Here is a 14,643-nt window from a genome sequence, read left to right as displayed (position 1 = left end):
TTGTGGGCGCTGTTTTTTCAGGTTTTGAGGTGCAAGACAAATGCGCCGAGTAAAACCAGGACAACCCCAAGAATTTGTATCTTCGCCAGTCTCTCTTTGAAAAATACATACCCCAAAATCGCCGCGATTCCTCCGGAAAGCGTGCTGATCACCGTCACCACCGAGACCGATCCTGCCACCGCGCCCCAGGCGAATGACGAAAACCCGCCGAGGTTCATCAGGCTGGCGCCAGTGAGTGTCATACAGTTTTTCAGAGGTGGAATTTTCAGGCCGTCCTCAATTCTCAGGACGATGACTATCAGCACCATAAGTCCGATCAGGTACGCCAGCCAGAGCATCGTCACTGGCCCGAGTACTGGCAACACGTAGTGGCCTTGCAGCCAGAAACTGGTGCCATAAAAAACAGCTGCAAGCAGTGCGTAGGCAATCGAGCTGCCGGCTTGAGTCGTGTGTGGAATCTTCGAGTCGGAGTGAATGCTCGAGAGGATGACCCCGAGCACACACAGGGCAATGCAAAACAGCTGGATCAGACTGATCTGCTCACCTGCGGCCCATGACAACAACGTCGTCACCACGCCATAGGAAGTCACCAACGGCGCGACGATAGACGCTTTGCCAAGGGCGAACGCTTTTGACAGCGCGAGTGCGCCGGAAACGGTCAGCACGGCGGCACCCATGCCGATCAGCCACACTTGGAGCGATGCCGACATCGACTTGAGGATAAAGGCGGGGAAAGCGATCAGCAGCAGGCTCATGATGCAGAAACCCAACGCCTGACCGAAATAAACGGCGCGTTTAACACCCACTGCGCGGGCATTCAAACCCACCAGGAAATCCGTACCGCCCCACATCACGGCGGCTAGCAATCCCATCAGTACGTCCACTCTATGTCCTTATAGATTGCGCTACGGACGTCAGAGGCTTTCCAGCGCCTGAGTATCCCAGCAGCGGGCCTTGATAGCCCGGTAGAGCATGCCAACGGTCAGCGGAACCTTGTCGCCACGTCCTTTGGCCCTGCGTTTAAGGAACACATCGTAGCCTTCGGGGTGGAAGTAGCGATAGGCGTCATAATCGACGAAGTCGATGTCGAACTGTTCTTCCAGCACCTCCATCAGAATTCGCGCATCAGCGCCGTCGCAACCGAGGTCGACGTTGATCGAGGTGGCGAGGCTGACAGTTTTACGTTCGGGCAGGCCAAGTTCTTCGTGCAGCAACTGCATCAGCAGCTGCATGTCGTGATCGTCGGGCAAGTCGGAGGCGAGATTCATTGCGGGGTTATCCGATAGAAAGGACATAAACGGTCAATCTTATTGATCTGACATATTCAACTGGTCGCCGATACAACGCTCGAATATGGATTCAAGGGCTCGGTAATCGCACGTTACCGCATCAATATTCGCGGGTATCCATGCAGTGTCTTTGACCAGCCACCAATCAACCGCAAACCCTGCATTGATGATGATCTGTTCAAACAGGATCCGCTGAGCTCGACCGTTGCCCTCTCGAAAAGGGTGAACGACGTTTAGATCGCCGTAGGTCTCTGCAACCTTAGCTACAAGCTCCGCTTTAAGGGTGCCAGCGAACCATGCTGCACTTTCCATGACGCGAAAAATTTTCTCGGCTTCGGGGGCTATTCGTTCTGCTGTACAAAAAAGAGTATCGCCTTTCTGGATGTTCACTGACCTCAATTGCCCAGCCCACTCATACACGTCGCAAAATAGAGACTTATGAATGTGTTGGAAATGGCAGAGGTTGTAGGGCGGGGGGAGTAGGCGGAGTTTACTGACGGCGATTTCTGAGAGTTCTCGTTCCGCTTTTTGTAGTTGCTCTTCATTACGAATGTTGAGCAAATTGCGCAGAACGACGCTGCCAGAGTAGCAATAGGGGTCTTGGCCGACCCCGTATTTATCCACCATTAACTGGAGTCTGACGATATTTGTTGAGTACCGACTCCCGCGTTGGGAGCGGCTTTTCAGCATCGGCACGTGAGGTGTCGAAGCCTTCAAGACGCAAGCTCGCCAGGTAATTCGAACGACGTACTTTGTCGTAATAATCTTGTTTTTGCTGAAAAGTCAGTTCGCTCATGACACCTGTCTCTTTGTGCAATACCCAAGTGTAGCTCAAACGATCTGATCGATAGACCGGTATTTTTATGCTGCACAAATTATCGGATACATCGTTTTTTGTCAGTTTTACTGCGTTGTCACCTAATGCGGGCAGGTCCGGCAGCGGGGGGGCATCATGTGATGGAAAATTTCGGTATCCGTTGTCGAGCGACTTCAAGCAACTCGTGACCGTCCTGTGTCAGCAGGTATAGCGCGCTGATGATTTTGGGGATGTCACTGGCTTCGGCTTGTTCAAAACATTGACAGTAAAGCGTTTCAAGCAGGTCACTGGCGGCGCGGATGCGTTGTCGGGCGGCGTCGAGTATTTCGTGCGGATCGGCTTCCGAGTCGATGACTAGCACGGGCGTTTCGCTGTAGCTGGTCTTCAGCGGTCGGTAGCGTTCTGTAGGCGGATTGATCTGATTCATTGAAGCCTGTCCTTGATGAATTCGGAGGTCGCTCCGGCTGGCCGACAAGTATTTTCAGCCGCGGCGAAAACTATGACGATGCCGACCTGTGTGTGCAATACAGCCTCAATCGACAGGGTGTGTAGGGGCTTTACTGCGCTTTCGGATTGGCCCTACACGTTTTGTGAAAGACGCCGATAAATGAGAAATTTCCCACGGTTTCGTCAGACGTGATAACGACAACCCGTCCTGATTATTCCGCCATCCGCTGTATCATCCCGTATCGTTTTACCCCCGACCTTTTCTCGACTCGCTGCAATCGCCAGCTAGGCTTTGGGCTTCGCAGCGGTCAACGGAGTGACAGCTTATGCACAACACCCTGGAACAGGTTTTCGGTTTCTCACAGTTTCGTCCCGGTCAGGAAGCAGCGATCAGCGCCGTGTTGGCCGGTCGTTCAGCCGCAGCGATTTTCCCTACGGGATCGGGCAAGTCCATCTGCTACCAATTGTCTGCCTTGTTGCTGCCGCACCTGACACTGGTGGTGTCACCGCTGCTCGCGCTGATGCAGGATCAACTCGTATTCCTGCAGCGCCATGGCATCTCGGCAGGCAGTATCGATTCGGCCCAAAGTCGTGATGAGGCCAGTGATGTGATGGCTCGCGCCAAGTCTGGCGAGCTGAAGATTTTGATGATTTCGGTAGAGCGCCTGAAAAACGAACGCTTTCGCAATTTTTTGCAGCAGGTACCGATTTCCTTGCTGGTGGTGGACGAGGCGCATTGTATTTCCGAATGGGGTCATAACTTCCGACCCGACTATCTCAAGCTTCCGGACTACCAGCATCAGTTCAATATCCCGCAGGTGCTGCTACTGACCGCTACGGCGACCCCCAAGGTGATCGCGGACATGCAGGCCAAGTTCGCCATTGCGCCTGAAGACGTGGTAACCACGGGGTTCTACCGCCCCAACCTCAACCTGCTGGTGGAACCGGTACGGGGCCAGGACAAGCGCCGACGACTCGTCGAATGGATGAGCCAGCGGCCGGGCCAGCCCAGCATCGTTTATGTCACCTTGCAGAAAACCGCTGAACACATTGCCGAGCACCTGGAACGCAACGGTATCCAGGCCGAGGCGTATCACGCAGGTTTGCCCCACGAGCAGCGGGAAGCCATCCAGAAACGCTTCATGGGCGGCCAGTCCAACTGCATCGTTGCCACCATCGCGTTCGGCATGGGCATCGACAAGAGTGACATCCGCAATGTGGTGCACTTTGACCTGCCTAAATCGATCGAGAACTACAGCCAGGAAATCGGTCGCGCCGGACGTGACGGGCAGCCGTCGGACTGCCTGGTCCTGGCCAACCGTGACAGCCTCAACGTGCTGGAGAACTTCGTTTACGGCGACACCCCTGAGTTGGACGGTATCCGGCATGTGCTCGACGAATTGCGAGCGGCAGCGCCGGAAGGACAATGGGAGTTTTTGCTGGGCCCGTTGGCAGATCAGAGCAACATTCGGCAGCTCCCGCTCAAGACGTTGTTGGTACAGCTGGAACTGCGCAGGATCATCGCCCCGCGTTATGCCTATTACGCCGAATACCGCTTCAAGTATGTGCAGGAGCCCGAGGTTTTACTTGCCCGTTTCGAGGGCGAGCGGAAGGATTTCGTTGCCGCGATTATCCAGACTTCCAAGCGTGCGCGCGCCTGGGCGACGGTGAGTTTCGACGCGCTTTACGACCAATATCAAGCCGAGCGCGGTCGGGTAGTGAAGGCGCTGGATTACTTCCAGGAAAAGGGTTGGATCGAGCTGGAGAGCAAGCTCATGACCGAGGTCTACAGCGTATTGCAGACGGATTTTGACAGTCAGGCACTGGGCGCAGAACTGCATGCTTACTTCACACAGCATGAGCGCACCGAGATCGCCCGGATTCACGCCATGCTGGACCTTTTTGCCACTGAACAATGCCTCGGTTATCGACTGGCCGAGTACTTCGGCGATGAAAATGCGCCGCAGCGGTGCGGGCATTGTTCGGTGTGCCATGGGGACATAGCACGGTTGCCATCGCCGCCAGAGCTCCCCGCACTTGTGGGTAAGTCTTTCGAAGCGCTGTGTAGTGACTTTATCCACAAGCACGAAGCGCAGACCGGCAGCGCTCCCTCGGCTGAACGCGTCACGCGGTTCCTATGCGGGATCAGTGTGCCGTTGTTCACCAAGTTAAAAGCGCGTGCCATGTCGGGGTATGCGGTGCTGGAGGATTATCCCTATGGCGAAGTGCGGGCTTGGGTCGAAACGCGCCTCTGACACAGGCTCATCCATCCGCTGAATGTTGCTCATCACAGGAATAAATTTCAAAAATACGCGGTGGCTGACTATGGTGAGGGCTGTCTTTGGATCGCCAACAAGAGAACAACCATGAGCCAGACACCGTTCAATATTCAGCGCGCAGCCGTTATCGGCGCGGGCACCATGGGCCGGGGCATTGTGATGTGCCTGGCCAACGCCGGAGTGCCGGTGCAATGGGTCGACAACAATCCGCAGATGCTTGAACAGGCGCTGGACGCAGTCGCGCAGACTTGCGCGCACAACGTGCGCCAGGGGCGTATCGACCAGGCCGAAGCGGACGCACGCATTGCTCGAGTTACAACGGCTCCTGACTACGCAGCGATTCGCGACGTCGATCTGGTCATTGAGGCGGTTTACGAGAACCTCGAGCTCAAGCAAAAAATCTTCCGCGAACTGGATGGTCTGCTCAAGCCTGAAGCCATTCTGGCCAGCAACACCTCGGCGCTGGATATCGACGCCATTGCCGCGGCAACCCGACGGCCAGAGCAAGTCCTGGGCCTGCATTTCTTCAGCCCGGCGCACATCATGAAACTGCTGGAAATCGTCCGTGGCGCCAAGACTGCGCCAGCGGTTCTGGATGCCGCGCTGGCGCTAGGCAAGCGCATGGGCAAGGTCAGCGTTGTCTCCGGCAATTGCGATGGTTTTATCGGCAATCGCATGCTCAATACCTACGTGCTCGAAGCCCGCAAGATGCTGCTGGAAGGTGCCTATCCTTATCAGGTGGATGCGGCGCTGCAAGGTTTCGGTTTCGCGATGGGACCGTTCCGCATGTTCGACGTGGTCGGGATCGACCTGCAGTGGCGCGCTCGGGAGTTAGCGGGCACTGGACAGGATGCACCAGAGGTCCAAGTGGACAACCGTTTGTGTGAGCTGGAGCGCTTCGGGCAAAAAAGTGGCAACGGTTACTACCACTACGAACCGGGCAGTCGTCAGGCTGAGCACGATGTGGAGGTCGATGCGCTGGTTCTGCAGGTCAGCGAAGGGTTGGGCTTCCAGCGCCGGGAGATCGGGCCTGAGGAGATCCTCGAGCGCTGCTTGCTGGCTCTGGTCAACGAAGGGGCGAAGATTCTCCAGGAAGGCATCGCCGGCTCCGCGCACGACATCGATCTGGTTTATCTCAACGGCTATGGCTTCCCGGCGGACAAGGGCGGCCCAATGGCCTGGGCGGATCAGCAAGGGCTGGCGGATATCCATCAACGCTTGTTGGCGCTTGAGACCCGGCAGGGCGATCACTGGCAGCCGGCCCGCTTGATTGGGGACCTGAAGGCGATGGGCAAGGGGTTTGCTGAAAGATAATCGGGGACAGCACCGGCCTCATCGCCAGCAGGCTGGCTCCCACTTTGGATCTGCGCCGGACACACTATTAGTGCACGTTGAAGGCCCGCTGTGGGAGCCAGCCTGCTGGCGATGAATACGACACGGTTTTCGCATTAGACTGCCCCTCACATTCAAGGAACCGACGCCGATGCCTCAACGCACCGAATACCCGCACTTCCAGCCCATCACCACGCGCTGGCATGACAATGACGCCTACGGTCACGTCAACAATGTCACCTACTACAGCTTCTTCGACACGGCGGTGAATACCTACCTGATCGAAGTCGGGGGGCTCGATATTCATGAAGGTGACGTGGTGGGTTTCGTGGTGAGTTCAGCCTGCGACTATTTTGCGTCCATTGCTTTCCCTGATCGGATCGAGATCGGATTGCGCGTGGGCAAGCTGGGCAACAGTTCGGTGCAGTATGAATTGGCAGTGTTCAAAGCCGGCGAAGATGAAGCCTGCGCGGCGGGGCGTTTTGTTCACGTGTTCGTGGACCGCGCGTCGAATGAGCCGGTGACGATCCCTGGCCCGTTACGCACGGCATTGGAGCGGTTGGTGATCTGAAACGAAAAATCGCAGCCTCCGACAGCTCTGCAGGTTCACTAACCAATGCAGGTGCTGCTGGAAGCTGCGATCTTTTTATCGTCTAGCAATCAACGATGACGATTGTGTTTGTGATGCTTGCGATGGCCATAGGCGTGACCGCGTCCAGGGTGACCATCACGGTAGTAACGGCGATCGTCACGGCCGCGACTGGAATAACGATCATCATCGTCGTCACTCTTGTTACCCATGTAGTTACCCAGCGCGCCACCCGCGCCGCCGCCTGCTGCCGAGCCGATCAGGCTGCCAGTGGTGCCGCCCACGCTGCGGCCTACCACGTTACCGCCTGCCGCACCCAGCGCGCCGCCAATGGCTGCTTCGCCACGGCTGCGTTTGTCTGCGCCGACTGCGCTACCACCCGCGCCACCCAGGGCTGCGCCAATGGTTGAACCTGTGTTGCCGCCTAACGACTGTCCGACGACCGAGCCAAGAACCCCGCCCAATGCGCCGCCCACACCTGCTTCGGTGGTGCCTCCGGCAGAAGCGAAGCCACTGACCAGGCCAAGGGACAACAAGAGAATCGAGGAGAACTTCATAGAGGAACCTCAAGGGGATGACGACGCGATCCTGAGGCTGTGTGGTAGTGGTGACAATCAAAATCCGACGAGTAACACGACTTGTACACAATTCTATAAGTTACTGTTTTTTAGACGGAACTTAAGTGTTTTTCGTCGGTCTTTAGTTACTTCGGATAGGCCGTTTTTGCGAAAAAACGGCCTTTTTTGTGGGCGATCGAAAAGTGGTTTGTCGCTGAAAAGTTAAGATCGTTCCGACGCAGAGCGTGGGAACGATCCACGATCCATGTCAGGCCGACCTGGCCATGATCAATCCAGTTTCACTCGCCGCTTCCAACCGTATCGCCACAAACTTCGACGTCGGCGTATGGCTGCCATCCCCAGTGCTTTCCAGCGGCACCAGTGGGTTCACTTCCGGATAGTAAGCCGCTGCCTGACCTGCCGGAATATCAAATGCCAGCAGTGTAAACCCCTTCACCCGACGCTCACGGCCATCATCCCAAATCGAAACGATGTCCGCTTTCTGACCCGGTTTGAAGCCCAGGCGAATGATGTCGGCCTCGTTCACGAACAGCACATCACGCTGGCCTTTCACCCCACGGTAACGGTCATCAAGCCCATAGATCGTGGTGTTGTACTGATCGTGGGAACGCAACGACTGCATGATCAAATCCGGCAGCACGCCGGTCGCGCGTGTGCGCTCATGCACAAGGTCTTTGGGCAGAACGTTTGGTCGAAAATTAGCGCGGCCTGATGCCGTGTTCCACTTGCGCGCACCCGCGCTGTTGCCAAGGTAGAAGCCCCCCGGATGCTTGACCTTCACGTTGAAGTCGCGAAAGCCTGGAATCGTGTCGGCGATCAGGTCGCGAATGCGATCGTAGTCGGCCACCAGCCAATTCCAGTCCACCGGCTTGCTCCCCAGAGTCGCGGCAGCGATGCCGGCGATGATCGCCGGCTCGGAACGCATCTGCTTCGACAGCGCCTGCAGCTGACCGTTGGACGCGTGGACCATGCTGAACGAATCTTCAACGGTCACCGCCTGCGGGCCTTCGGTCTGGATGTCAATGTCGGTGCGCCCCAGGCATGGCAGGATCAGGGCGACTTTGCCATGGGCCAAATGGCTACGGTTGAGCTTCGTACTGATTTGCACCGTCAGGTCGCAATTGCTCAACGCCTGGAACGTGCGCGGGCTGTCGGGCGTGGCTTGAGCGAAGTTTCCGCCCAGGCCGATGAAGACTTTCGCGCGACCCTCGGCCATGGCGTGAATCGCCTCGACCACGTTATGGCCGTTTTCGCGCGGCACCTTGAACTGGAAACGACGCTCCAGCGAATCAAGGAACGCCACCGGCGGACGCTCGTTGATGCCCATGGTCCGGTCGCCCTGCACGTTGCTGTGACCACGCACCGGGCAGAGCCCTGCACCTGGCCGCCCGATGTTGCCGCGCAGCAGCATCAGGTTCGCGATTTCCTGGATGGTCGCCACCGAATGGCGATGCTGGGTGATGCCCATCGCCCAGCACATGATTACGTTCTTGCCTTTGGCGTACATCCGCGCGGCTTGCTCGATCTCCACAAGGGGCAGGCCGGATTGCTCGACGATCTGCTCCCATGAGGTGTCGTCGACGGTGCCCAGGTATTCCAGCACGTTGACGCTGTGTTCATTCAGGAAGTCGTGGTCGAACACGGCAGGCTCACCTGCCTTCTGCGCATCACGCTCCCATTGCAGCAGGAACTTGGCCATGCCGCGCATGATCGCCATGTCGCCGCCCAGTGCCGGACGGAAGTACGCGGTGTTGGTTGGCTTGTCACCGTTGGTGAGCATTTCGAGCGGGTGCTGCGGGTGCTGGAAGCGCTCAAGGCCGCGCTCTTTCAGCGGATTGATACACACCACCTGCGCACCCCGTTTCACCGCTTCGCGCAGCGGTTCGAGCATTCGTGGGTGGTTGGTCCCGGGGTTCTGGCCCCAGACGAAAATCGCATCGGCATGTTCGAAGTCGTCGAACGTCACGGTGCCTTTGCCGACGCCGACACTTTGCGACAACGCCACGCCGCTTGCCTCGTGGCACATGTTCGAGCAGTCGGGGAAGTTGTTGGTGCCGTAGGCGCGCACGAACAACTGATAGAGGAACGCGGCTTCGTTGCTGGCGCGGCCCGAGGTATAGAACTCGGCCTGGTTCGGGCTCGACAGCCCTTGCAGGTGTTTGCCAATCAAGGCGAAGGCGTCTTCCCAGCTGATCGGCTTGTAGCGATCGGTTTGTGCGTCGTAGCTCATTGGCTCGGTCAGTCGGCCCTGGTACTCGAGCCAGTAATCACTTTGCTCCAGCAACGAACTCACACTGTGCTTGGCGAAGAACGCGCCATCGACACGCCGCTTGGTTGCTTCCCAGTTCACGGCTTTGGCGCCGTTCTCGCAGAACGCCACCATGCCGGCTTCGTTGGAATCGCCCCAGGCGCAACCGGGGCAGTCGAATCCGCCGTTCTTGTTGGTTTTAAGCATCATGCGCAGATTTTTCAGCGCGTTGTCACTGGTCAACCAGGCACGGGCAACGCTGGCCAACGCGCCCCAGCCACCGGCCGGGCCTTTGTAAGGCTTGTAGCGCGAAACGGGTTTCTGGTCGGCTTGATTGTGTTGACTCACGCTTGATTCTCCAACGCAGGGCTGTAGACCCGCGGCGCACTTTTTTGCGGCAGGTGGATGAGATTGAGGTTGTGACGGCGGGCCCATTGCACGGCAAGGCCGGTGGGCGACGACAGGCTGACGAGGGTCTGGATGCCTGCCCGCAGCACTTTCTGGATCAGTTCGAGGCTGCAACGGCTCGTGACGATCGCCAGCCCGCCGGTTATCGGGATGCGTTGGCGAATCAGTCCGCCGATCAGCTTGTCGAGGGCGTTATGCCGCCCGATGTCTTCGCGGCCCAGTAGCAATTCGCCTTGGTCGTTCATGAACACCGCCGCATGCACGGCGCCGCAATGTTGGCCCAGGGGCTGAAATGCGCCGATGCGCTGGCGCAGGCCGTCGAGCCATTCGGCCGGAGGCAGTGGCGCGCCGGGCAGGACCTTGAGGTCAGGCAATGCCTGCTCGACCGCTTCCACGCCGCACAGACCGCAACCGCTGGTGCCGGCCATTTGCCGACGTTGCTGCTTGAGGTTCCAGAAGGCGCGATTGGCGATGGTCACTTGGGCGTATTGTGCGGAGCCCGAACCGGTGAGTTGCAGGTCATAGATGTCGGTGGCGTCCTCGATGATGCCGCTGCCCAGGCTGAAACCAACGATAAAGTCTTCCAGATCGGTCGGCGTCACCAGCATCACGGCCTGGCTGATGCCGTTGTAGGCAATCGCCAACGCGACTTCCTCGGCCAGCGCGGTGCTGTCCGACTCGGTGTTTTCAAGGTTGCTGTAGCTGTAGGTCTGACTCGCAGCGGGCGCGGGCGTTTCGAGGGCAGGCGCCGCGCTGGATGGGCGCTTGGCGTTCATGGCATCACCACGGATTGATCAGCTTTAAGCCTAGGCGCGTCAAAGGGTCGCGTCTAATCGCTAATACTGATGCGCTGATAGATGGCGTCGATCAAGCGCCCGTCGGCGATTTCTGATAAATCGCAAAACAGGCTTCTGCCAGCGCCGAGCGCGGGGCGCTGCGACGCATGATCAGCCCTAGCCGGGCGAGGGTCTGGGCGTTTTCGATGGGCTGCAGGCGCAAGTGATCAGTGAGATTTTCCAAGCCACCGTCCAGCGGCATAACGGCGCAGCACAGGCCGCCGTGCACAGCTTGTAACAGTTGATGCACGGCGTCGGTTTGCAACAGCGGCTGAGGTGTGAGGCCACGGCTGTGGAAGTTATGGTCGATCGACTGACGAAAGTGCATGCCGCTGGTGAGCATGCCCAGCGGCAATTCGATCAGCGACTCCCAACTCAACGGCGTCTCACCGAAATTGAAGAAGCGTTGATCGTAGAGCAAGCCCATGCGGGTTTCGCTGAACGCCAGGGAATCGAAGCGCTCGCCATCCAGGCGTTCGAGGTAGGAAACGCCGAGGTCCAGTCGATTGTTCGCCAGCTGTTCGAGGATCTGTTCGGAACTGAGGGCCGAGAGTTCGAAGCGCAGGTTCGGGTGTTCGGCATGCAAGCGCTGCATCAGCGGCAGCGGGTCGAAGCTCGACAGCGGCACCACACCCAGCCGTAGCGTACCGACCAGGTTACCGCGACAGGCCGCCGCTTCGGCTTGCAGACCGTCATAGGCCGCCAGCACCGTGCGCGCCCACGCCAGAACCCGTTCACCCGGAGCGGTAAAGCCTTCGAAGCGTTGACCGCGGTTGACCAGCGGCAACTCCAGCTCTTCTTCGAGGCTGCGCAGGCGCATCGAGAGGGTGGGCTGGGTGATGTGACACCGGGCGGCCGCCTGACCGAAATGGCGGGTTTCGTCGAGGGCGATGAGGAATTTCAGCTGCTTGATGTCCATCTTCGCTCCAGGGCGCGGGAAGGTTGGGATTCTAGCGCCTGGGGGGAATCGGCGTCATTGGTCGGGTTGGATCCGCACTTGGCAAGCTTGGTCTAGGCTTTTGCGTCTGGACCCATTTATTCCTATGGAGAGCACACGATGAGCCTTTTCAGTTTTCTCAAAGAAGCCGGTGAAAAAATCCTCGGTGCGCTGACGCCGGATAAGGCCGAAGCCAATAGCGAAGCGCTGACCAAGCACGTGAAGGATGCCCTGACAGGTATCGACACTTCCAAGATTCAGGTCAAGGTTGAGGGTGACAAGGTCATCGCCAGTGGCGAGGCCGCGACCCAGGAAGAGAAAGAAAAAATCCTGCTGTCGCTGGGCAACGTCGCAGGTGTCAGTGGTGTAGAAGACCAGATCACCGTCACCGGTCCCGTTGTCGTCGCCGCGAAGTTCGTCGTGGTCGAGAAAGGCGACACCCTCAGCGCGATTTCCCTGCGCGTGTACGGCGATGCCAACAAGTATCAAAAAATCTTTGAGGCCAATAAGCCAATGCTCAAGGATGTGAACAAGATCTATCCGGGGCAGTCGCTGCGGATTCCTGAATAATGTGAGGTCCGTAGGAGCTGCCGCAGGCTGCGATCTTTTGATCTTGTTTTTCCGAATTTTACCGTCGAGATCAAAAGATCGCAGCCTGCGGCAGCTCCTACATGGAATCAGAGGCCTTCGATAAGCTCCCGATAGTCCCCAACCGCCGCAAACTCCGCCGTGTCCTTCGGCCCTTTGCGGCTGTCCGGCTCGCGCACCGCCAGCAGATGCGCCACGCCAAAATCCCTCGCACTGCGCAGGATCGGCAAGGTGTCGTCGATAAACAGGCTGCGCGCCGGGTCGAAACTGATGTCCGCCTGCAAGGCGTCCCAGAATTGCGGGTTTTCCTTGGGGAAACCGTAATCGTGAGAGCTGATCAGACGCTCGAAGTAAGGCGCCAGCTCTATTCGCTCCAGCTTCAATGACAGCGAATCACGGTGCGCATTGGTGATCAGCACCACGCGTTTGCCTGCTCGCTTGATCGCCGCCAGGAAGGTATCCGCATCAGGGCGCAGGGCGATCAGGTGCGCGGTTTCCAGTTTCAGTTCACGCACCGGCAGCTTGAGTTCCGCGCTCCAGAAGTCCAGGCAGTACCACTGCAACTGGCCGGCGTTACGCTCAAACAGCGGCTGCAATTCCATTTCGGCCATGGCCCGGCTCACCCCGTGCAACTCGGCGTAGCGCTGGGGCAAGTGCTCAAGCCAGAAATGGTTGTCGAAGTGCAGGTCCAGCAGCGTGCCGTCCATGTCCAACAGAACGGTGTCGATGTCGTGCCAGGGCAGCAGGGACATAAAAAACTTCTCCAGCGGTGAAAAGGATATCCGGGATCAACAATGAGGATAGGCCGGGTATAGTAACCCGCTATCGCCAAGGAGCCGCTCATGCGCCAGAAACCCACCATCCTCGCCCGCGAGATCGTCGCCACCAGTCGCTTGTTCTGCGTCGAAGAGCTCAAGTTGCGCTTTTCCAACGGCGTGGAGCGCACCTATGAGCGATTGGTCGGAAAGGGCGCCGGCTATGGCGCGGTGATGATTGTGGCGATGCTCGATTCGGACCATGCGGTGCTGGTCGAAGAGTATTGCGGCGGCACTGATGAATACGAAATGTCGCTGCCCAAAGGTTTGATCGAGCCGGGCGAAGATGTACTGGCCGCGGCCGAGCGCGAGCTCAAGGAAGAGGCGGGGTATGGCGCACGGCAACTGGAGCATTTGACCGAGTTGTCGTTGTCGCCCGGTTACATGAGCCAGAAGATTCAGGTGGTGCTTGCTACCGATCTGTACGAGGAAAGCCTGGAGGGTGATGAGCCCGAGCCGATGGGCGTGAGCAAGGTCAACCTGCGCGAGCTGTCGGCGCTGGCACAAAACCCGCAGTTCACCGAGGGCCGTGCCTTGGCGGCGCTGTATCTGGCCCGTGACCTGCTGACTCAGCGCGGGGTGTTTCTGCCATGAATTTTCCCCACCCATTGATGGCACCCGTCGTCGCGTTGGCGTTGCAAGCGGGTGACGCGATCCTGCCGTTCTGGCGCACGGGCACGGCTGTGACTGCCAAGGCCGACGATTCTCCAGTGACTGCCGCTGACCTGGCGGCGCACCATTTGATCCTGGATGGCCTGACGGCGCTCGATCCGAACATTCCGGTGCTGTCCGAAGAGGACGCCAACATTCCCCAATCCGTGCGTGCCGGATGGCAGCGTTGGTGGCTGGTCGATCCGTTGGACGGGACCAAGGAGTTTATCTCGGGGAGTGAAGAGTTCACCGTCAACATCGCGTTGATCGAGCAGGGTCAGGTTGTTTTTGGTGTGGTTTCGATGCCGACCAGCGGACGCTTTTATGTCGGTGGCGCAGGGTTGGGGGCGTGGCGTGGTGATAAAGATACTCCGCCATCGCCGATCCAGGTTCGCACGGTGCCGCCTACAGGGCAGGCTTTTACTGTCGTCGCGAGCCGGCGGCATTCGAGCCCCGAGCAGGAGCGCTTGCTGGCGGGTTTGAGTGCCAGTCTGGGTGAACTGAAACTGGCCAATATCGGCAGCTCGTTGAAGTTTTGCTTGTTGGCGGAAGGTTCGGCGGATTGTTATCCACGCCTGGCGCCGACATCGCAGTGGGATACGGCGGCCGCCCAAGGCGTGCTGGAAGGGGCGGGCGGTGAGGTGCTGGAGTTGAGCGGAGCGTCGTTCAGTTATCCGGCGCGGGAATCGTTGTTGAACGGGTTCTTTCTGGCGCTGCCGGCGAAAGCGGCCTGGCGGGAAAAGCTGCTGGAGCTGGCTCGGGTTTGAAGATCAAAAGATCGCAGCCTCGTTTCACTCGACAGCTCCTACAGGGGGCACGGATTAACGTG

Annotated in this window: 16 protein-coding genes; 6 read left to right on the top strand and 10 right to left on the bottom strand. The window is 58.4% G+C overall.

All coding sequences use genetic code 11. The annotated features are described in order from the left end of the window. Positions 1–17 precede the first annotated feature (17 nt). From AC3ZVB_RS12800 to AC3ZVB_RS12780, 5 genes are all read right to left on the bottom strand, one after another. Positions 18–872, bottom strand: coding sequence for an EamA family transporter (locus AC3ZVB_RS12800; RefSeq protein ID WP_490146697.1), 855 nt, complete (start codon positions 870–872; stop codon positions 18–20). Positions 873–914: 42 nt separating this feature from the next. Further along, positions 915–1,268 carry a DUF1493 family protein gene (locus AC3ZVB_RS12795; RefSeq protein WP_490146696.1) on the bottom strand — a complete coding sequence of 118 codons (354 nt, stop codon included), beginning with the start codon at positions 1,266–1,268 and terminating at the stop codon, positions 915–917. A gap of 39 nt (positions 1,269–1,307) precedes the next feature. After that, complete coding sequence (locus AC3ZVB_RS12790; RefSeq protein ID WP_490146695.1) at positions 1,308–1,916, bottom strand: putative adenosine monophosphate-protein transferase Fic; 609 nt, start codon at positions 1,914–1,916, stop codon at positions 1,308–1,310. Then, the gene (locus AC3ZVB_RS12785) at positions 1,906–2,085 is read right to left on the bottom strand and encodes a YhfG family protein (protein WP_194691790.1); all 180 of its coding nucleotides are present in this window, start codon (positions 2,083–2,085) and stop codon (positions 1,906–1,908) included. The genes AC3ZVB_RS12790 and AC3ZVB_RS12785 overlap by 11 nt, the downstream gene beginning before the upstream one ends. A 154-nt stretch (positions 2,086–2,239) precedes the next feature. After that, the gene (locus AC3ZVB_RS12780; protein WP_194691789.1) at positions 2,240–2,533 is read right to left on the bottom strand and encodes a hypothetical protein; all 294 of its coding nucleotides are present in this window, start codon (positions 2,531–2,533) and stop codon (positions 2,240–2,242) included. A 346-nt stretch (positions 2,534–2,879) separates the two neighbouring features. Here AC3ZVB_RS12780 and AC3ZVB_RS12775 point away from each other — a divergent pair, with 346 nt between their 5' ends. The 3 genes from AC3ZVB_RS12775 (at position 2,880) to AC3ZVB_RS12765 (ending at position 6,735) form a co-directional block, all read left to right on the top strand. Continuing rightward, positions 2,880–4,808, top strand: a complete 1,929-nt coding sequence (locus AC3ZVB_RS12775; RefSeq protein WP_490146694.1) for a RecQ family ATP-dependent DNA helicase — start codon at positions 2,880–2,882, stop codon at positions 4,806–4,808. Positions 4,809–4,919: 111 nt separating this feature from the next. After that, a complete protein-coding gene (locus AC3ZVB_RS12770; RefSeq protein ID WP_490146693.1) occupies positions 4,920–6,146 on the top strand; it encodes a 3-hydroxyacyl-CoA dehydrogenase in 1,227 nt (408 codons plus the stop codon). A 169-nt stretch (positions 6,147–6,315) separates the two neighbouring features. Further along, a complete protein-coding gene (locus tag AC3ZVB_RS12765) occupies positions 6,316–6,735 on the top strand; it encodes an acyl-CoA thioesterase (RefSeq protein WP_162437022.1) in 420 nt (139 codons plus the stop codon). A gap of 89 nt (positions 6,736–6,824) precedes the next feature. On the opposite strand, the gene AC3ZVB_RS12760 is transcribed toward AC3ZVB_RS12765, so the two are convergent. From AC3ZVB_RS12760 to AC3ZVB_RS12745, 4 genes are all read right to left on the bottom strand, one after another. Continuing rightward, on the bottom strand, positions 6,825–7,310 hold the full coding sequence (locus tag AC3ZVB_RS12760) for a glycine zipper domain-containing protein (RefSeq protein WP_490146692.1): 486 nt from the start codon (positions 7,308–7,310) through the stop codon (positions 6,825–6,827). A 268-nt stretch (positions 7,311–7,578) separates the two neighbouring features. Beyond that, positions 7,579–9,927, bottom strand: a complete 2,349-nt coding sequence (locus AC3ZVB_RS12755) for an FdhF/YdeP family oxidoreductase (RefSeq protein ID WP_490146691.1) — start codon at positions 9,925–9,927, stop codon at positions 7,579–7,581. Next, positions 9,924–10,763 carry a formate dehydrogenase accessory sulfurtransferase FdhD gene (gene fdhD / locus AC3ZVB_RS12750; protein ID WP_490146690.1) on the bottom strand — a complete coding sequence of 280 codons (840 nt, stop codon included), beginning with the start codon at positions 10,761–10,763 and terminating at the stop codon, positions 9,924–9,926. The genes AC3ZVB_RS12755 and fdhD overlap by 4 nt, the downstream gene beginning before the upstream one ends. A 91-nt stretch (positions 10,764–10,854) precedes the next feature. Then, positions 10,855–11,742, bottom strand: coding sequence for a LysR family transcriptional regulator (locus AC3ZVB_RS12745; RefSeq protein ID WP_162437018.1), 888 nt, complete (start codon positions 11,740–11,742; stop codon positions 10,855–10,857). 138 nt (positions 11,743–11,880) lie between these two features. Here AC3ZVB_RS12745 and lysM point away from each other — a divergent pair, with 138 nt between their 5' ends. Then, on the top strand, positions 11,881–12,330 hold the full coding sequence (lysM, locus tag AC3ZVB_RS12740) for a peptidoglycan-binding protein LysM (protein ID WP_162437017.1): 450 nt from the start codon (positions 11,881–11,883) through the stop codon (positions 12,328–12,330). A 107-nt stretch (positions 12,331–12,437) separates the two neighbouring features. Here the strand turns inward: lysM and yrfG are convergent, their stop codons facing one another. Continuing rightward, on the bottom strand, positions 12,438–13,100 hold the full coding sequence (yrfG, locus tag AC3ZVB_RS12735; RefSeq protein WP_490146689.1) for a GMP/IMP nucleotidase: 663 nt from the start codon (positions 13,098–13,100) through the stop codon (positions 12,438–12,440). A gap of 90 nt (positions 13,101–13,190) precedes the next feature. On the opposite strand from yrfG, the gene nudE reads away from it, so the two are divergent. Further along, positions 13,191–13,757: an ADP compounds hydrolase NudE gene (nudE, locus tag AC3ZVB_RS12730; RefSeq protein WP_194691784.1), complete on the top strand. Its 567-nt coding sequence runs from the start codon at positions 13,191–13,193 to the stop codon at positions 13,755–13,757. Beyond that, positions 13,754–14,581: a 3'(2'),5'-bisphosphate nucleotidase CysQ gene (cysQ, locus tag AC3ZVB_RS12725; protein ID WP_162437014.1), complete on the top strand. Its 828-nt coding sequence runs from the start codon at positions 13,754–13,756 to the stop codon at positions 14,579–14,581. Before nudE ends, cysQ begins: the two co-directional genes overlap by 4 nt. The last annotated feature ends 62 nt before the right edge of the window (positions 14,582–14,643 follow it).

The organism is Pseudomonas sp. MDV22-iso1 (assembly GCF_058145095.1).
Note: the sequence above shows the minus strand (reverse complement) of the source record. Positions and strands in the feature narration are given on the sequence as shown.